13 protein-coding genes are annotated in these 16,488 nt (G+C 39.0%); 1 reads left to right on the top strand and 12 read right to left on the bottom strand.

From position 1 onward, the window contains the following. The 10 genes from RTR43_RS24360 to RTR43_RS24315 form a co-directional block, all read right to left on the bottom strand. On the bottom strand, window positions 1-1,187 hold a 1,187-nt coding region (locus RTR43_RS24360), incomplete at its 3' end, for an ATP-binding protein (RefSeq protein ID WP_312476350.1). 380 nt (window positions 1,188-1,567) lie between these two features. After that, window positions 1,568-3,016 carry a M48 family metalloprotease gene (locus tag RTR43_RS24355; RefSeq protein WP_312476348.1) on the bottom strand — a complete coding sequence of 483 codons (1,449 nt, stop codon included), beginning with the start codon at window positions 3,014-3,016 and terminating at the stop codon, window positions 1,568-1,570. 497 nt (window positions 3,017-3,513) lie between these two features. Further along, on the bottom strand, window positions 3,514-5,154 hold the full coding sequence (locus RTR43_RS24350) for a DUF4127 family protein (RefSeq protein WP_312476346.1): 1,641 nt from the start codon (window positions 5,152-5,154) through the stop codon (window positions 3,514-3,516). Between the two features lie 22 nt (window positions 5,155-5,176). Then, the gene (locus RTR43_RS24345; protein WP_312476344.1) at window positions 5,177-6,514 is read right to left on the bottom strand and encodes an FAD-dependent oxidoreductase; all 1,338 of its coding nucleotides are present in this window, start codon (window positions 6,512-6,514) and stop codon (window positions 5,177-5,179) included. 1 nt (window position 6,515) lies between these two features. Beyond that, window positions 6,516-7,337, bottom strand: coding sequence for a carbohydrate ABC transporter permease (locus RTR43_RS24340; RefSeq protein ID WP_312476341.1), 822 nt, complete (start codon window positions 7,335-7,337; stop codon window positions 6,516-6,518). Continuing rightward, a complete protein-coding gene (locus RTR43_RS24335; RefSeq protein ID WP_312476339.1) occupies window positions 7,327-8,202 on the bottom strand; it encodes a carbohydrate ABC transporter permease in 876 nt (291 codons plus the stop codon). The genes RTR43_RS24340 and RTR43_RS24335 overlap by 11 nt, the downstream gene beginning before the upstream one ends. Window positions 8,203-8,210: 8 nt before the next feature. Next, on the bottom strand, window positions 8,211-8,900 hold the full coding sequence (locus RTR43_RS24330; protein WP_312476337.1) for a hypothetical protein: 690 nt from the start codon (window positions 8,898-8,900) through the stop codon (window positions 8,211-8,213). A gap of 52 nt (window positions 8,901-8,952) precedes the next feature. Next, window positions 8,953-10,236 (bottom strand): ABC transporter substrate-binding protein, encoded by a 1,284-nt coding sequence (locus RTR43_RS24325; RefSeq protein ID WP_312476335.1) that lies wholly within the window; start codon window positions 10,234-10,236, stop codon window positions 8,953-8,955. Between the two features lie 94 nt (window positions 10,237-10,330). Next, window positions 10,331-11,035, bottom strand: a complete 705-nt coding sequence (locus tag RTR43_RS24320) for a response regulator (protein WP_312476332.1) — start codon at window positions 11,033-11,035, stop codon at window positions 10,331-10,333. After that, complete coding sequence (locus tag RTR43_RS24315; RefSeq protein ID WP_312476331.1) at window positions 11,032-12,675, bottom strand: sensor histidine kinase; 1,644 nt, start codon at window positions 12,673-12,675, stop codon at window positions 11,032-11,034. The genes RTR43_RS24320 and RTR43_RS24315 overlap by 4 nt, the downstream gene beginning before the upstream one ends. Window positions 12,676-13,495: 820 nt before the next feature. Between RTR43_RS24315 and nhaC the strand changes: the two genes are divergently transcribed. Next, window positions 13,496-14,878: a Na+/H+ antiporter NhaC gene (nhaC, locus tag RTR43_RS24310; RefSeq protein WP_312476330.1), complete on the top strand. Its 1,383-nt coding sequence runs from the start codon at window positions 13,496-13,498 to the stop codon at window positions 14,876-14,878. A gap of 163 nt (window positions 14,879-15,041) precedes the next feature. Here the strand turns inward: nhaC and RTR43_RS24305 are convergent, their stop codons facing one another. Then, the gene (locus RTR43_RS24305) at window positions 15,042-15,839 is read right to left on the bottom strand and encodes a DUF2935 domain-containing protein (RefSeq protein WP_312476328.1); all 798 of its coding nucleotides are present in this window, start codon (window positions 15,837-15,839) and stop codon (window positions 15,042-15,044) included. An 87-nt stretch (window positions 15,840-15,926) separates the two neighbouring features. After that, window positions 15,927-16,488: zinc ribbon domain-containing protein (locus tag RTR43_RS24300; RefSeq protein ID WP_312476326.1), on the bottom strand; the 562-nt coding region annotated here is incomplete at its 5' end.

Raw genomic sequence — 16,488 nt, 5'->3', positions numbered from 1 at the left:
CGAGTAACATCTACCTGCTGTTCATAATGCCATTCAAGGGCAATAGATGTGTACAGTTCATTAAGCTGAGCATAAGAGAAATCCTTGGTAGCATCAATTACTTGCTGAATCTCTTCCAGTGAAAGAATTCGATTAATATTTTTGTTTATTAGATACTGATATCGAAGATCCTTGGTCGGTACTTGGATCTCATATGCTCGGTCAAACCGGCCAGAGCGGTTCATTAGTGCAGGATCTATTTTTTCAGGGTAATTCGTCGTACCGATGATGAAGATTCCTTCTTTTGAGGTGGCACCATCTAAGATATTCAGGAAGACCGATCGGACACTTGCTGGCATTGAATCAATATCTTCAATGACTAGGACCAATGGAGTCAATTTTAAAACAGACGTAAATACCTCTTTAATCGTATAGCTTGACGTAAATTCAGTAATCTGCCAATAGGCGACCGGAGCATTAATGCTACTGGCGATGGATTTCACTAATGTGGTCTTTCCATTTCCAGGTTTTCCATAGAGGAGAATACCTCGTTTGTAGGGAATATCATACATTTTGAAGAATTGACCGCTTTCCGAGAAGAATTCGTCAATCGACCGATAAATCTCTCTCTTTAAAGAATCCTCTAAAAAGACATCTTCTCTTCTAACTAAAGTAGTAATACTATCAATCTCTGTTTCTACCCCATCTTCTGTATCCGTAAAAACAGTTACGTAGTTTTTAATATAATCTCTTTTCCTATTTAGAACATATTTTAGAAAAGCAACCATACAAGCATCATTTTTGGCAAAAATGAAGTCACGCGTCATTTCCCCGTCACTTTGAAAAATGATTAATTTTGCAAGAGCAACTTCATAATTAGCATAATAAAAAAGACCGTTGGTGATCCGTGGTTTGACAATGAGCTCCAAAGCTTTATCGGTATGGTTGGATGAGATGGTTTTTGTCTCACCTTCTTTATAAATATGACAAATCAGTTGAACTTCAGGAGATTCCTCTTTCAAGTCTTCCTCAAGGATATCCCAGATTTCATTCGAGGTATCTTCATCAGAATACATCTTAAAGTCAATTCCCACTTCATTAATAAGCTTCTCTTGAAGCGAAGAAACAATTTTTCCATAGTCATAATAATACGGCAATGTCTTTCGATCGATTTCATTGGTGTCAAACAGAACATTATTGTTTTTCATCTGGTTCTCCTTGGTATGTGTAAAGTCTAATCTCTCTACAATCATAGCATTTTTCATCTTTTAATAGGTTGGAAGTTACTACAAGAAGACTGAATGGAAGAAAATTAACTGAGTTGCCCAATTGACTACTCGTTTTATGATTGATGAATTCATTATGTCACTTAAAACAAACTCAACTCCACTTCATCAAAGGTTCAACCCCCATGTTGCGATACTTCTTTAAAACCTATTGAACTTATTGATAAAACCTTACACACTTTCGATATACAAATCTATTAAGCAGTAGCTGAAGCTGGCTAAACCATTTTAGAAGTAGAGCATTGTAAAGAAGACAGGCACCCTCCAAAGTGTGAATGGAACCTGTCTTCTATTATGCGATACTACACACCTGGTGTAACAAGTTTCTTTGGATGGTCAGTTTGACTAAATACGAACGAACCTGCTACAGATTTAATCCCTTCCTCTAACTCCTCAAAACCATTAAGAATGTTAAAATACGTGTCGTCGAACGTATATAACTCATTTGAATATTTTTCCACCAATTGGTTAATATATTCCTCTTGGTCCATATCATCTGGTATATGGACCTTTAAACCTAAGACATAAAGGTTTCTCTCAGGAATTACTTCTATCTCTTTTCTAACAAGATAGGCTCCGACAATTTCACTGTGAGAGCGAATGACCTCAATAGCCGTTGCTAATTCCTCAGCAGATTTATCGTGTGGAACGAAATGATCGTCTTCATTAATTATTCTGCTTTCTTCTTCAAACTGTTTTAAGATCATCTCCCAAGCTTCGAGCTTAGCTCTTGTTTCTTCAAAAGCCTCCAATTGACCAGTGAAATAGAAGTATTCACAAAGAGTGTTTAAAGCTTCTTCTTTACACTCCCAGTTTAATTCCATCGACTTGCGGATTAGTTCTTCCCCTCTATGGGCTGTTGCTTCTTTACGCAAATAGATATCTCCAAGTGCAAGATAGGCTGGCGCAATTCTTTCTGCAGGATATTGGTCAATGATGGTTTCTAACAATACTGAAGCTGGCTCTGACCCTACTAGGTCTCTCGTTAAGATGGCTTTTTCATAATGACCATGAAGATCAAGAACTTCACTATTTTCTAATTCTACTAATCTTTCTTTGGCCTCTTGAAAGGAATCCTGCTGTTCATTCCATCGTTCTTCATTATTCTCTAGCCACACTTGATTAAAGAACTGGAAGATAGAATTCGGATTAGCAAAGAAGTATTCAATAGCAGATTCCTGGTTCTTCGGCATAACAGGTTCCATTCCTATGGCTTTTAACCGGTCCAGTAAACATGGATGGGTATCGGTTACACTGCTTTTCCTTTCCAGTTCTTCGGTGAAAAAATCTACAGCAATAGATTGATCCAGTTCTTGTGCCTTATTGAAAAAACTTGAATAAGGTTTTGGCAACTCATTGGTTTTGGAACATTCCTCAAATAGATCCCCCATGTAATTTCGAAAATAGTAAGGACTATTGACAGACATAGCACAAAGAGTATCTCGGACAGCTTCTGGAGATGTTACTCTAGCAGCCGCCGCATCTGCTGCATATTCTTCCTGGCGAGCCATGACGAAGGTATACGCTGAATAGCGTGGATAATACCATTTTAAAAATTTACGAAATAAAAACGTTCCAAACTGTTCATTTTGTTCCAGTGAGGTCATGAGCTGTGCCCACGTCATTCGAACACGATAGATGATCGAACTAAGCTCTGTGTCTGAATGAGAAATATGTGCAAGCTCATGAGCTAAAACAGAAGTGAACTGTTCACGAGTTAAACTTGAAATAAGCGGGACACCAATGAGCAAAATATTTTGCTTTGGATTTTTTAAGTCAGTACAATGTCGATTAACATCTACCTGCTGTTCATAATGGCATTCAAGGGCAATAGATGTGTAAAGTTCATTAAGGGTCGCTACCTTCTACTCGTAGTGGCTGTCGTGGTGTTCATTTTCAAATAAGTTTCAGGAAGGACGAAAAATAAAGCCTAAACGCAAATATTTCGTAAGAGTTGGCTGGATATTTGACATTGAATGAATTTATTTAGGGCATTTATCACTAAATACTGATGTGTCAATCTGCTACCTATCAAAGTTTTAACATTTAAATAATTTAAATCAATATTGAGCAGTGAATAGGACACTCTACATGTAAAAAGGAGGCTGATACACAGCCTCCTCTGTTTCTGCTTTATTTTCTTTCTCCCGCAACCCAGAGCGAAAAATTACTATTCCAGTTTTTCATGATTTCTCACTAGTGTTCTTACATATAAAAGTTACAAAGCTTACTATATTTTGAAATAGATTTATTTTAAATTTAGTTCAGGTTCCAACTCAGATTCGAATACACGAGGCCATGGAAGCTGAACATGAACGGACTGTAATCCTGTGATACGCTTGGTAAATGTATGCTGTCCTCGTTTTCCAATCTCAACAGTCTTATTATCAAATGCTTGATACCATTCTTGTGCTTCTTTTGTTAATTCCTTTTGTACATAAGAGTTTACTATGTCATAATATGAACCTAAATTGTTGGCATCGGCACCCAATGATTTGATATAAGCTATAGAATTAGGATAAACGGTATTTTTATAGCCATCATCTTTTGCAAACCGGAATAAGAGATATTCATAGTTTGCTTTTGCCGCTTTTTCGTATAATGGAACCCCAAATCCAAACGGATGATGCATAAAGGAATAACGTGAAATACCATGACCAAGAGCAAGACCGATAGCATTTCCTGCTGTGTTCCACCCAGAGTAGGATAATAGGGAAGGCAGACTCACATCGCTTCTTAATTTCGTGACGAGTTCCCGGTCTGCTTTATTCACGTACAATACATCGCCAATGATGACGTTTTGCTTTTGATTTAAGTCCTTTTTCGCCATTGACACTAAACGATTGATGTCACTTGAATGGTCCCCTCCATTAGTTGCAGGTGTATTTATGAGCAAATGGATGTCTGCTTTCTTTACGTCATCCGTCACTGTCCCCCCTGCGGCAATGATGTGCTTATTTACATTTACGTCAAACGTTGTATCTTCAAATGCAGCGATCCACTCACTTCCTGGCATACCAGTATAGGTGACAAAGATACTTGGATGAACGTTATATACCTCCGCGGCAAAGCGTGACACCAAGACTGCTCCTACTTCATCAGCACCAGGGAACAAATTCACACAATCTTCCACACCATCTGACTTAATTTGTTGGAGCAATTCTTCCCGCTCCATCCGGTGAACACCATAGGGGGCTGCATCGTCCTGAGCAAGGATTAAGTAATGAATCAGACCCTCTTTTACCCAAGTGATCAGTTCCTGATTAATTTCGTGGTTTCGTTTCCTTGCTACTTTATAATCTTCTAACACAGGGGCTGGGATAGTTTTTTCAAGCACCTCAAGTCTTACTTTACCCTCGACATAATCAAAATTATGGACACGGTCATACAAGATGGCCCATTCCCGTATCATGTCATAGTATTTTGCCGATTCAGCATTGGTTGAAGTTACTGCGAGACGTTGGATGGTATCATACACAAACATCGATTTATTAGGATATTCCTTATGAATTTCTTTTAATACACTCAGAGTCTCCTTTGCTTCCTCTGCACTTTTCACCCCTGTTCTCGATGCTACAAGCCCACCATAAGCGAGCATACTGGTAGAGACCACAAATCCATCAACTTTCTTTGCGTTCTCTTTTATCCATTGGGCAATTTCTTTTGTATCACCAGGTGTGGTGAAACGGCCCAGCATCTCTCGAGGCGGAAAAATCACCTTTATCCCTGAGGCTTCGGCTATTTGCTCTGGTACATATAAATTAACAGGTCGGTCATCTAGTGGAATGACCATCAATGTTTTGGTTTCAGATACATCAGCCTTAACACCAGGTGAAAAAAATGGAACGACTAGGGTGATCATCAATAAAAATACCATCACTTTTCTCATTTTTCTTCCATCCTTTCAATTTTTATTGGAGTACAACATCTTGGGTCCGTAATTCTTTTTGTAAATCCAACGTTGATACCTTCCTTGGGGTAACCCCTTTTTGAATAGCTATTGCCGCCGCTACCCCAGCTGCCTGGCCTGTTGCCATACAGGATGGGGTTAGACGTGTCGTTGCCAAAGCTTCATGGGAAGTTGAAATACAACGTCCTGCAACTAGCAAATTTTCGATTTTTTTCGGTAAGAGACAGCGATAAGGGATCCCGTACACTCCTCCTCCTCCAATTGCTCCCTCTTGTACCCCCTTCCCCGTTGGGTCGTGGATATCGATTGGATACCCACTGACAGCTATTGTGTCAGAAAACAAGGTACCATTGATCACATCCTCCATTTGCAGGATATACTCCCCGACAATTCTTCGGGATTCACGGATGCCGATTTGAGTTCCTACATTCGAGATCGATGCCTCTTCAAACCCTGGGATTGAGTTACGAAGGAAGTCTGCCATCAACATCACCTGTTTCCGCCCTTGAAATTCTGCTTTCGTCAAATCCTCTGGGTTCGTTGCATCAAGTCCTTGAATCCTCGTACAGTTTACAAGTACTTCATCCTTTTCAGGTCCTGTAAAAAAAAGGACTTGATCCCTGTTTATGGGGACACCTGAACTTTTCCATTCACGATAAAATCCTTGAACACCCGTCAAAGGGATTTCGTCGAGACGATTAACGGGGGTTTTTCGATAGAAATTTGTGGGATCATTCTTTATCGCCTCTTTTACCTTCTCAAGGTTGATTCCCCGCATCCGGAACTTCATAGTCATGGGTTGTGTTTTGCCATCTTCTTTTCTTCCAGTCGCACAAGGAGTGCCCGAAAGAAAGGCAACATCGGCATCTCCACTCGTATCAATGAATACTTTGCCATTTATGGTTAGGTGCCCGGATTTGGTTACTACATCTACCGAAGAAATCATCCCCTCATTGACTGATACACTGTCAACAAAGCTATGTAACAAAACGTCTGCCTGAGCTTCTTCCAAAAGTTCCATTGCAAGGAGCTTAAAGTGTTCTGGATGATAGGGTGTAACCGTTTTGACAAATCCTACAGTATCTTCCAAATGGCCGGGAGATGCACCGCGACTTTTCAATTTCCGGACTATTTCTTCTGCTATTCCTTTAATCACTTGGCGACCATGGTCGTTATGAAAGGTCATCCATGGGTAAACCAGTGCCACAGTACTCATACCACCTAAAAAACCATAACGCTCTATTAGCAGGGTCGATTGCCCCATTCGTGCAGAAGCCAGCGCTGCATTAATTCCAGCTGGTCCTCCACCCACTACGACCACATCATAATTTTTTTTCATCCTATTTCCCTCCTGTCATCGAAATGCCTTCAATGAATTGCTTTTGGGCAAAAAAGAATACGATCAGTAATGGTACGGTTGCCATGACGGATGCACTCATAAGTCGTTCCCAATGTGTCCCTACTTCATCGGTGAACCGTGCAAGGGCTAGCGGGAGAGTCATTAGTTCCTGTGAATTAATGTAGATAAGCGGTTCATAAAACTCGTTCCAACTTGTTAAAAAGGTAAAAATCGTTAATGTTGCTAATGCTGGTTTTGCAAGGGGTAACATGATGCTAAAGAATATTCGAATATGAGAGCAACCATCCATTTTGGCAGCTTCCTCTAATTCATACGGAATAGCAAGGAAATACTGCCTCATAACGAAGACCCCAAATACACCAGCTGGTCCGAGCATCGGAATCACAATTAATGGTACATGGGTATCGACAAGTCCCAGGTTCCTCATAAGAAGAAATAAGGGAATGGTGATAATTTCTGTTGGAATCATCATCGTGGACAATAAGCATAAAAATAGGATATTACGACCAGGAAACTGCATCCTAGCAAAAGCATACCCAGCTAGTGAGGCAAACAATAAGACCCCTAGTGTCGTTAGGACAGCGATATAGATACTGTTCCAATAAAAGAGATGAAATGGTGTCGTATCCAATACATCCAGGTAATTTTTCCATCTAAATGGGTGAGGGATAAACTGGAAGGTAAACACCTTAGTTGGGTCTTTAAGGCTCGTATTGATCATCCACCATAAAGGGAGAATCATCACCAAACTAACAAGTGTTAATATGATATAAACCGTCGCACTCCTTCTCTTATTCTTCATTTACAACCCACCTTTTTCGAATGCTCCATTGAACAACGGTGAAAACAAGGATGATTAAAAAGAGCACCATCGCCATACTGGAGGCATAACCGAAATTGAATAATTTGAATCCTTGTTCCCAAATATAATAGACTAAAACTTTAGTAGCATTTCCTGGTCCACCGCCAGTCATTACATACACTTGTGAAAACACTTTTAAACTCCCTATGATCGTCAAGATAACTGTTAAAAAGACTGTCGGACTTATCATCGGGAGAGTAATAGAACGGAATAACCTAAATCCCTTAGCGCCGTCTAACTCGGCTGCTTCATACATGCTTGCTGGTACCTGTTGAAGGGCAGCGATAAATAACACCGTATTTAGCCCGACATTTTTGAGGGCACTTGTGACAATGACAACCCACATGGCTAGATGTGAATTGTAGAGCCAAGCAGGTCCTTGGATTCCAAACCAAGAAAGCATTTCATTGATGAAACCGGAATCTGTCGCAAACATATAGCGCCACAGAATACTCCATACGACGATGCTCGTCATAACGGGGATAAAAATAATTGTTCTAAAAAAACCGATTCCTTTAAGTGGTTTATAAAGAAGCAATGCAAGTCCTAAAGCCATGATAATGTTCAAAGGAACAAGGCCACTTGCGAACCAGAAAGTGTTTCCCACCACTTCCCGAAAATTCGGATCGTCTATAAGCTTGGCATAGTTTTCTCCTCCCACCCACTTTGCTTTTCCAAGAAGAGGCCAGTTGGTAAAACTCATATAAAGTGTATAAAGAAAAGGTCCCAGCATCGTAAGGACAAATCCTAGCATCATCGGAGAGATAAAAAGATAAGCTGTTAGTTTGTCTTTTTTGGTATGCATGCCAGCACCTACCCTAACTCATCGATTGCTTTGCGGAATTGCGATACCTTTTCATAAATCGTTTCTGGTCTGTCTTCTGTCACTACGGCTCCCAATAATACACCCTTCACTCCTACCGTGTTAAGAGGACGGACGTCCTTTGGTATCAGTTTTCGCTGGGAGGGAACAAGTACAGGAACGTCAATGCTGTTTACAAGAAATTGATAGTTCAGTAAATCATCCAGACGAAGCGGTGTGCCGTACTCCTCGCTGGGAATAATTGAGGCTTCCAAGGCTGTGAATCCAAGCGCAGCAGGACTTCCTAATAGCCGTGTATCCAAATGTGATATTGCATACGTACGATCCCATGTTCCTTCCCCTATCATCCAGGACGGATGATGGTGAGCATAAATACTATAGAAGCTACAACCATAATGTTCTAGTTGTTGGAGCTCGCTTTTTGAGATTTTATCTAAGTGGTCCCCAGGGACAACCCCGATGGGACCATTAAACCGTTTTCGGAGTTCTTGTAAAAAAGAATTATAGGATTCAGCTGTCCCAAACGTGTTCCCAGAGGCGCGGTGATAGGTATTGGTGTGAATCTTAATGGCATCCGCTCCTGCCTCAATGGCTGCATTTGCGAGATCCAGGTCATTTTCGGCAAGACTAATGATGAGAGTCATAGGTTTTTTACTTAACAATTCTCCTAATCTCTTCAACGTATTTCCCCCTTTACGACAAAAGCGGCTATCGCCGCTTTTGCTCTTTTTGTTATTTTAATATCGGATCGACTTTTTCCTGTACTTCCTTTAAAATTTCCTTTGGCGTTTTCTGTTGGCTGAATAGTTCATCTAGTCCAAATAAAACAGCATTATCAACTTCTTGCCATTTCACATGACCCACTTGAAGACGAGCATGTTTCATACCTTCAATAACGGCGCGATCAATACTTTCTTTCGATGGGTTGTTTGGCTGATTAGCAAACGAATCGGAAGAAAGAACAGATTCACGAGGAGGCACAAAATAGGTGGATGATTGTGTAATCGCTTCTTTTGTTGTCAAGAATTTTAAGAGTTCCTTTGCTTCATTTGGATGTTTAGATCCTTTAAAGACAGAAATACCAGCTTGTCCTAGCATCGGAATACTCCCCTTTGGTCCGCTTGGAATCGGCGCGATATCCCATTTGAAGTCCTTAATTCCCCGGGCACTGGCAACATAACTGTAAACATCCGTAAACATCCCTATTTTCCCAGTTTCAAAACCGATTTGTTCACCCGCTTTTGGGTGGGATTTGTCTTTGAACATCATTCGATCGATCATCGCAAGCGTATCTTCTCCAGCTCCCGAGTTCAAAGTGAATTTGGATACATCTTTATTGAATAAGCTGCCTCCATAACTCCAGGTACGGCTCATAAGTGGAACCCATGTTTTCCAGTCGCGGAATAGATTCGCTCCATAAACGCCATTTCCACTAATTGCTTTAGCGGATTTTTCAAATTGCTCCCAAGTCCATTTGTCTTCCTTAGCATATTCATTTGGAGTTTTTTCCCCTACTTTTTTGAACAAGTCCTCGTTATAGAACATGACTGTAGGGGGTGTTGAGAATGGAATACCAAATAATTGGTTGTCTTTTTGGAACAATTCCAAAGTGCTTGGAATGAAGTCTTTTACATCCCATTCTTTGTCTTTTTGAATCGAAGCTACATCCTCTAAAAGATTATTCTCTTCAAACTGAGGAACCATCCGTTCCGATACCCACCCTATATCTGGTAATTGATTCCCAGCCGCCAAAACAGTGATTTTTTGCTGATAGTCTGGAAACGGAACACTTTGCAATTTAACGTGGACATTTGTATGCGTTTTCATATATTCATCCAATAAACCCTGATACATGGCTAAATGTTGATCATTTCCCCAAATCATGAACGTGAGATCGACAGGTCCTTTATCTTTCGTATCCGTTTTCCCGCTTGTCTGACTCGTGTCTTTATTACATGCGACAGAAAACATTAAAACACTAATAAAAAGGAACATCAGTAGATAATTTTTCTTCATTTTTTTATTCCCCCTTTCGTACATTAATCGTACCACTCCACACTTATTCTAAAAAATACCTTATAGATAAGAAATGGTTACTGTAATAAAGAAGTTAAGTGGGACATTTACGAAATTCCTTTGGGGTCCGACCTGTATGTTCCTTAAATACCCGGCAAAAATGTTTGAAGTTTGGAAATCCAGATAATGAGGCAACTTCGTAAATTTTTAATTGGCTACCTCTTAACAATTCTTTTGCACGGCTAATCCTTTTTTCCATTCGAAATTGGCTAAACGTTTGTCCGGTCTTGGTACGAAACAGTTGTGAGATATACTGAGGGTGCAGATAAACAGCATTAGCTACCTCTTGAAGTGTTAATTCCCTATGCAAATGATCTTCTATGTAAGTAAAAATAGCTTCAAGTCCCGTATCATCCCTTTTTTCTATCCGTTCTTCTTTCGGAAGATAGGTTCGAATTAACGATACAAATTGGATACGGTTTATTGGTTTGGTTACGTAATCACTAATGCCGGAAACAAAAGCTTCGCGCACAAGCGGGAAATCATGAAAACCTGAGATTGCTAAAACTGGAACGTGTTGATTATACTTACGAATTTTTCTCGTAAGCTCTACTCCATCCATCACGGGCATCCTGACATCGGTTAAGATAAGATCCGGCCATCCCTGGTAGCAAAGGATGAGGGCTTCTTCCCCATTTGCCGCAAGCAAAATCCTAACATCCGGAACAGTAATTTTTACCAAATGTGTAATTCCTTCTCTGATAATTGGTTCATCTTCCACAATAAGTATGGTTGTCATTTCTTTCCCTCCTTGGGTATGGTCATTGTGATAACCGTATAACTCCCTGGTAAACTTTCAATATTAAATATGGCTTTTTCACCATACAATAAGTGAAGGCGTCGTTTGATGTTCAAAAGAGAAATGCTTTTTGTAGAATAGGATTCTCGCTCTAGACGTGCATTCAATTCTTCTAGTTTACTGGGATTCATCCCTTTTCCATTATCGATAACTTTTACAGTGTATGTATCCTTTTCTTCTTTTATTGAGATAGTAACGAATATAGAGTGTGAACCCATCCCGTGCCGAAGACTATTTTCTAGTAAAGGTTGTAGAATAAATTTCGGGACATACGCTTTTTCAATGTTTCCTTGTTCGCGAATCTCATAGGAAAGACTGTCACCTAGTCTTGCTTTTTGAATCATCAAGTAGCTTTCGGCCATACTTTTTTCATTCTTCCAATAAATAAGCGGCGTATCGCCTTGCAAGGCGTGCCGAAATAAAGTCCCGAGAGAACTGACAATATCTGATATACCGTACTGTCCTTTCGTAATCGCCATCATATTAATGAGCTCCAGTGTATTGTATAAAAAATGAGGCTGAATCTGAGTCTGGAGGGCTCGAAGTTCACTTTCCTTTTCTCTCAAACTTTTTTCATATCCCTCTTCAATTAGATTTTGGATGGTTTGTCCCATATTTTCCATTCCTCTAGCAAGAGACCCGAGTTCATCCGAAGTATGAATGGGGATTTTCTGCTGAAAGTGTCCCTTTTCCATTTCTTTCATACTCTTTTGGAGTAAAACAACATGCCTCGATAAATGATGCGTGATAAACCAAGCAAATAGAAGCCCGATAAATAACAATGCCATTGTGAATAAGGCGATTCCTCTTTTCATAAGACTCCCTGTTTTATCATAGGATTCAAGTGATACATATACGTTGTAAAAAAAGTTAGTTGTCGGGTCTTTCTTTTGAAACGAAAGCGAATTCAAACTTTTTTCATTGGTCAACAGAATGGTTTGATCATCCTCATCTGTGATTACCATTGAATCCTTTTCATTAAAAAAAGGAAAGAGATTCGAACACCTCTTGGGGTCAATTTCCAATACCACATAACCAAGTGGTTTTAAGGTAGCTGGGTCCCGTAATTGACGGATGAGCGAAAAGACCATTTTTTTATCGCCTTCTTTATGTAGGGGAAGAAAGGTTACACTTCCTTTCTTCAGGTCGCTGTCAACCATCCAATCTTTTCTATTTTCTGTTGTTGGAAACGAATCCGTACTTGTTAGATGAAGGCCTCGAATTGTGTATAGATGAACATTATTTAGCGATAGCTGACTCCATTTCATGGAACCGAGGAAACTCCATATCTCATTCCGTTCCGTTGCTGACGGATAAACTAGTGAGGTGGATTGCTCCTTTAAGAATTTTAAAATAGAAGGAGTTTCAAGCGGTCTAAGGGACAACATTTCTAATGAAGTTAGATAATCGTTAAACTGATAGATACTTCTATCCACTAATAATTTACTCGTAGAATGGATTTCTTTTTTCTGTTGATAAGAAAATAACGTATAGATGGTCCACCCAATGGAACCTCCAATAATCAAGATAATACAGCTGATCCATACCATTAATTTTATCCGATAAAATGGCTTTGCCATTTTCAATCCTCCTCTTATTTTTAAAGAAAAAATGTATAAAAGTGACATGCAGGAAACATGCTCTTCCTTCATTTAATCATACATGAATCTGAGAAAAAGCGGGGACTAAAACTGAATATTGGGAAATTTTTAAGTACATTGGCATTACAAGACTAAGTGGGCAAAAGTCCATAAGTATTTTTCCTTGTTTCAGGTCTGTATAATAGAATGGATATTTAATAGAAATTATATATAGTAAATGGTGCTTGGCACGCCCCGCACCTAGAGACTGCACCCATGCCAGGCGCACAAAAAAAAGTGTTGGATTTTGCCGACACTTTTTTACTAACTTATTTTATATGAGCAACTATTGTAGCTTTATGAGGAAGTTTGAAATACCAAGATACTGCTCTCACCGCCTTTATTAGGTGACTACGGCTTGTTCTCTAAATTTATTTCCATGGTAGGGTTGGGAGTTGAGGCTCATGATAGTTTTTTAAAAAATTCTTGACAAGAATTTATTATTCTCGTATAGTACCAATATGCTTTAGCGCCAAAAAGCGTTTAAGCGAAAAAGAAAATCTATCTGTTAGCAGAAAATAGTAGCTTTGTTTCATGCAGCGAGAAGAGATCGGATGGTAGCTGAAAATCCGAGCATACACAAATGTGAAGTACACCTGCCTAGATAAAACAGATATAAAGAGTGGGCAAGTTTATTCTTGTCAAGTAGGGTGGTACCGCGAAGCATCTTCGTCCCTATGTGGAGAAGAGGCTTTTTTGTATTGTGCAATCCTTTTCTCCTATATACAACGTAGTATTACAAATTGGGGGAGATTTTTACATGTTACACTCTGCAAAATTAAAGCTGCCAGTATGGGAAGCAGCAATCGTTATGCTCACAATTTTAGGGATGGTGAGCAGTGGTATTATTCTATTAGGTTTAACACCTCATTTACCAATGATATTTGCGATTATGTTATTAATGGTGTATGGAATAATAAAAAAAGTAAAAATATCTGATATGGAAAGTGGAATAATGAAAGGTGCTACAACTGGTTTGGGTGCAGTTTATATTTTCTTCTTTATCGGAATGTTAATAAGTACTTGGATGGCAAGTGGTACGATTCCAACGTTGATGTTCTACGGTTTTGAGTGGTTTTCAAGCTTACCATTATATTTTTCAGTATTTGTCGTGTGTTCTATAGTGGGAACATGTATTGGAAGTGCCTTCACAACATCTGCAACAATCGGTGTTGCATTTCTTGGAATGGCAACTGCAATGGATGCATCGTTAGCAATAACAGCAGGAGCAATAGTTTCAGGTGCCTTTCTAGGAGATAAGATGTCACCACTTTCAGATACGACAAATCTAGCATCTGAGACACTAGGTGTTCCGTTATTTGATCATATTAAAAATATGTTATGGACTACGGTACCTGGCTTTATTATTACTTCTATAATATTTTTCTTCTTATCGCCAGAAAGTAGTGGGAAAACGGAAGAAATATCCATTTTCTTAAAAGCTTTACAAGAGCATAGTTACATTAATTGGGTAGCATTAATACCATTTATTATTGTAGTAGTTCTTGCTTTAAAAAAAGTATCAGCTATACCCACTTTATCTGCTGGAATTGTAAGTAGTGTAATTATTGCGTTCATTGCAGACGGTTCATTAACGTTTACGAAAATGTCGAATATATTATTTTCTGGATTCGTGATGGAAAGTAATGTAGAACAATTGAATTCTGTGCTTTCAAGAGGTGGAATTGAAAGTATGATGTTTTCCATATCACTTGTTCTTCTAGCTTTAGGGATGGGAGGATTACTTTTCCTACTAGGAATAATTCCATCTTTATTAAAAGCAATTGAAGGACTATTAAAAGGTGCACCTTCCTTAATCGTTGCCACTGCATGCACAGCAATCGGCATTAACTTCTTTGTAGGTGAGCAATACCTATCTATTCTTTTAACAGGGAAAACGTTTGAAGGACAGTACGAGAAGCTAGGATTTGATAAAAAAACATTAGCACGAGCTTTAGAGGATACAGGAACTGTCATAAATCCGTTAGTTCCTTGGGGGGTTTCAGGTATCTTCCTTACTGGTGTACTAGGTGTCTCTACGTTAGAGTACGTTCCTTTTGCCTTTTTCTGCTTACTATCACCCTTGTTAACAATTTTCAGCGGTATTACGCAAATCGGAATTTCAAAACATGAAACAAATTAATATAGCTTAAAATAGAAGTCATCAAATATTTTACTTAAAAGTTGAATATTTGATGACGTTTTTTATTGAAAAATTAATAGGGAAGCTAAACCAGGGCTTGCACCTTTCTATAATAATGAATATCCATTTTTCTGCTTATTGAATTAAACTAAATTTATCTTTTTCATTCCTTCATTCTTGGTTTAGCAGGATCACAGTTTGGTGGATCAAGATTCGCAGATTCTGCTAGCTTCATTAGATAGTAACATTCTTCACGTGACATATGATCCGCCATTAACGGTGCAAATGTTCCTAATGCTTGATGACTTAGTTCCAGTTCTTCTAGTTCATGTAAAAAATTTTGAAACAGCTTCATTTCTAACTGGGTGTCTACATTCATTTTCGACAAAGCAGGAAATGCAGTCAAATTGGTTCGTAAATATCCCGCTAGTTCGACTGCTTTTAAGTAAAAATCTTCAAAATGCTTCTTAAATGCATTACTTTTTTCTCTTAATTTCGTTTCAACACCGTCTAAATTGGAAGAAATCGCCTCTGAATGAAAGGCAGCATCTAGTAACCACAAAAGATGATGATGAAGCTCATGATAAATAGGTGGAACCTGCCCCGCCTTTAAGTGGTTTATAATTCGTACATATTCTTCTAATTCATTTACCATATGATTTAGAAAGGTGGGTGATAGGTGAATTTTGATTTTGCCAATAAGGTGTTTTCTTAGTAATGAAAATTTAAATTCCCGTAATTTTATTACCTCTGATTCAGCCTGGGCCGTTAGCTGCATCAAATCGCTGGATTTTGCCTGTTCAAGGAGAGTATCAAAAGCTTGAATAAAAGTGGAGGCCTGTTCAATCTCCACTGTTTGAACTGGTGCTAGTGCTTCATATATAAACCTAGAATGATCGCCTAAAATTTGAAGCCAAAAACGATGTTCAAATCTTGCTGTCCGCTCAAAGACATCATTCATACTTGGACCCCCCAGTTAAAAATTTCCACACTAGTTGGATGTATATTCGGCTTATTTATTTCTTATGAACGTAGGAATAAATTTCACTTAAACTGTGGGATTATGAGTATCCCCATAACTAAAGTTAGGGGTTTCGAAAGAATAGGCTTTAAAAGCCGCATTGTCTTTACGTGGGCTACCACAGGTCCCGCTACTACATCGGGCTGAGGCCTTCAGCTTTGCATTTCTTATTATGTTGATTTTCTTTGGGGCCTGAAGGAACTGTTTTCTTTCTAGTCCTTCAAAGGCATCCTTTACATATTTTCGAACAATATTTAAGGCGCCGTTTACATCTGCATGAATGAGAACTTTCGACCCTTTTATCCTGTAAAAAGCCCTGCTGCTTCGATACCCACTAAAATTTGGATGGTTTTCCTCTCCGAAAGTTGGGATTGGATCATGATCCAAGAAACTAGACTTGGACGTATAGCTTTCTTCGCGGTCGATGACTTGAATTCCATTACGTTCAGCCTTGTATCGAATCATTTCAATGAACGTTGCATACGGAATTTGGATGAAGGTTTGCTTATCAGATTTTTTCATTTTGACCTCCATTTTCCAACCAACATTTCTTCCTATGATGATGGTATCAATGGTTCTTTCTAGGGCA

Source organism: Neobacillus sp. (assembly GCF_031988165.1).
GTDB lineage: Bacteria > Bacillota > Bacilli > Bacillales > Cytobacillaceae > Neobacillus > Neobacillus rhizosphaerae.
The sequence above is the reverse complement of the archived record's forward strand: the minus strand, read 5'-3'. Positions and strand labels throughout refer to the sequence as shown.

Coding starts and splice junctions, on each gene's coding strand:
- RTR43_RS24320 (WP_312476332.1), bottom strand. CDS start 11,035: ATGACAACCATACTTATTGTGGAAGATGAACCAATTATCAGAGAAGGA.
- nhaC (WP_312476330.1), top strand. CDS start 13,496: ATGTTACACTCTGCAAAATTAAAGCTGCCAGTATGGGAAGCAGCAATC.
- RTR43_RS24340 (WP_312476341.1), bottom strand. CDS start 7,337: ATGAAGAATAAGAGAAGGAGTGCGACGGTTTATATCATATTAACACTT.
- RTR43_RS24315 (WP_312476331.1), bottom strand. CDS start 12,675: ATGGCAAAGCCATTTTATCGGATAAAATTAATGGTATGGATCAGCTGT.
- RTR43_RS24335 (WP_312476339.1), bottom strand. CDS start 8,202: ATGCATACCAAAAAAGACAAACTAACAGCTTATCTTTTTATCTCTCCG.
- RTR43_RS24305 (WP_312476328.1), bottom strand. CDS start 15,839: ATGAATGATGTCTTTGAGCGGACAGCAAGATTTGAACATCGTTTTTGG.
- RTR43_RS24345 (WP_312476344.1), bottom strand. CDS start 6,514: ATGAAAAAAAATTATGATGTGGTCGTAGTGGGTGGAGGACCAGCTGGA.
- RTR43_RS24350 (WP_312476346.1), bottom strand. CDS start 5,154: ATGAGAAAAGTGATGGTATTTTTATTGATGATCACCCTAGTCGTTCCA.
- RTR43_RS24325 (WP_312476335.1), bottom strand. CDS start 10,236: ATGAAGAAAAATTATCTACTGATGTTCCTTTTTATTAGTGTTTTAATG.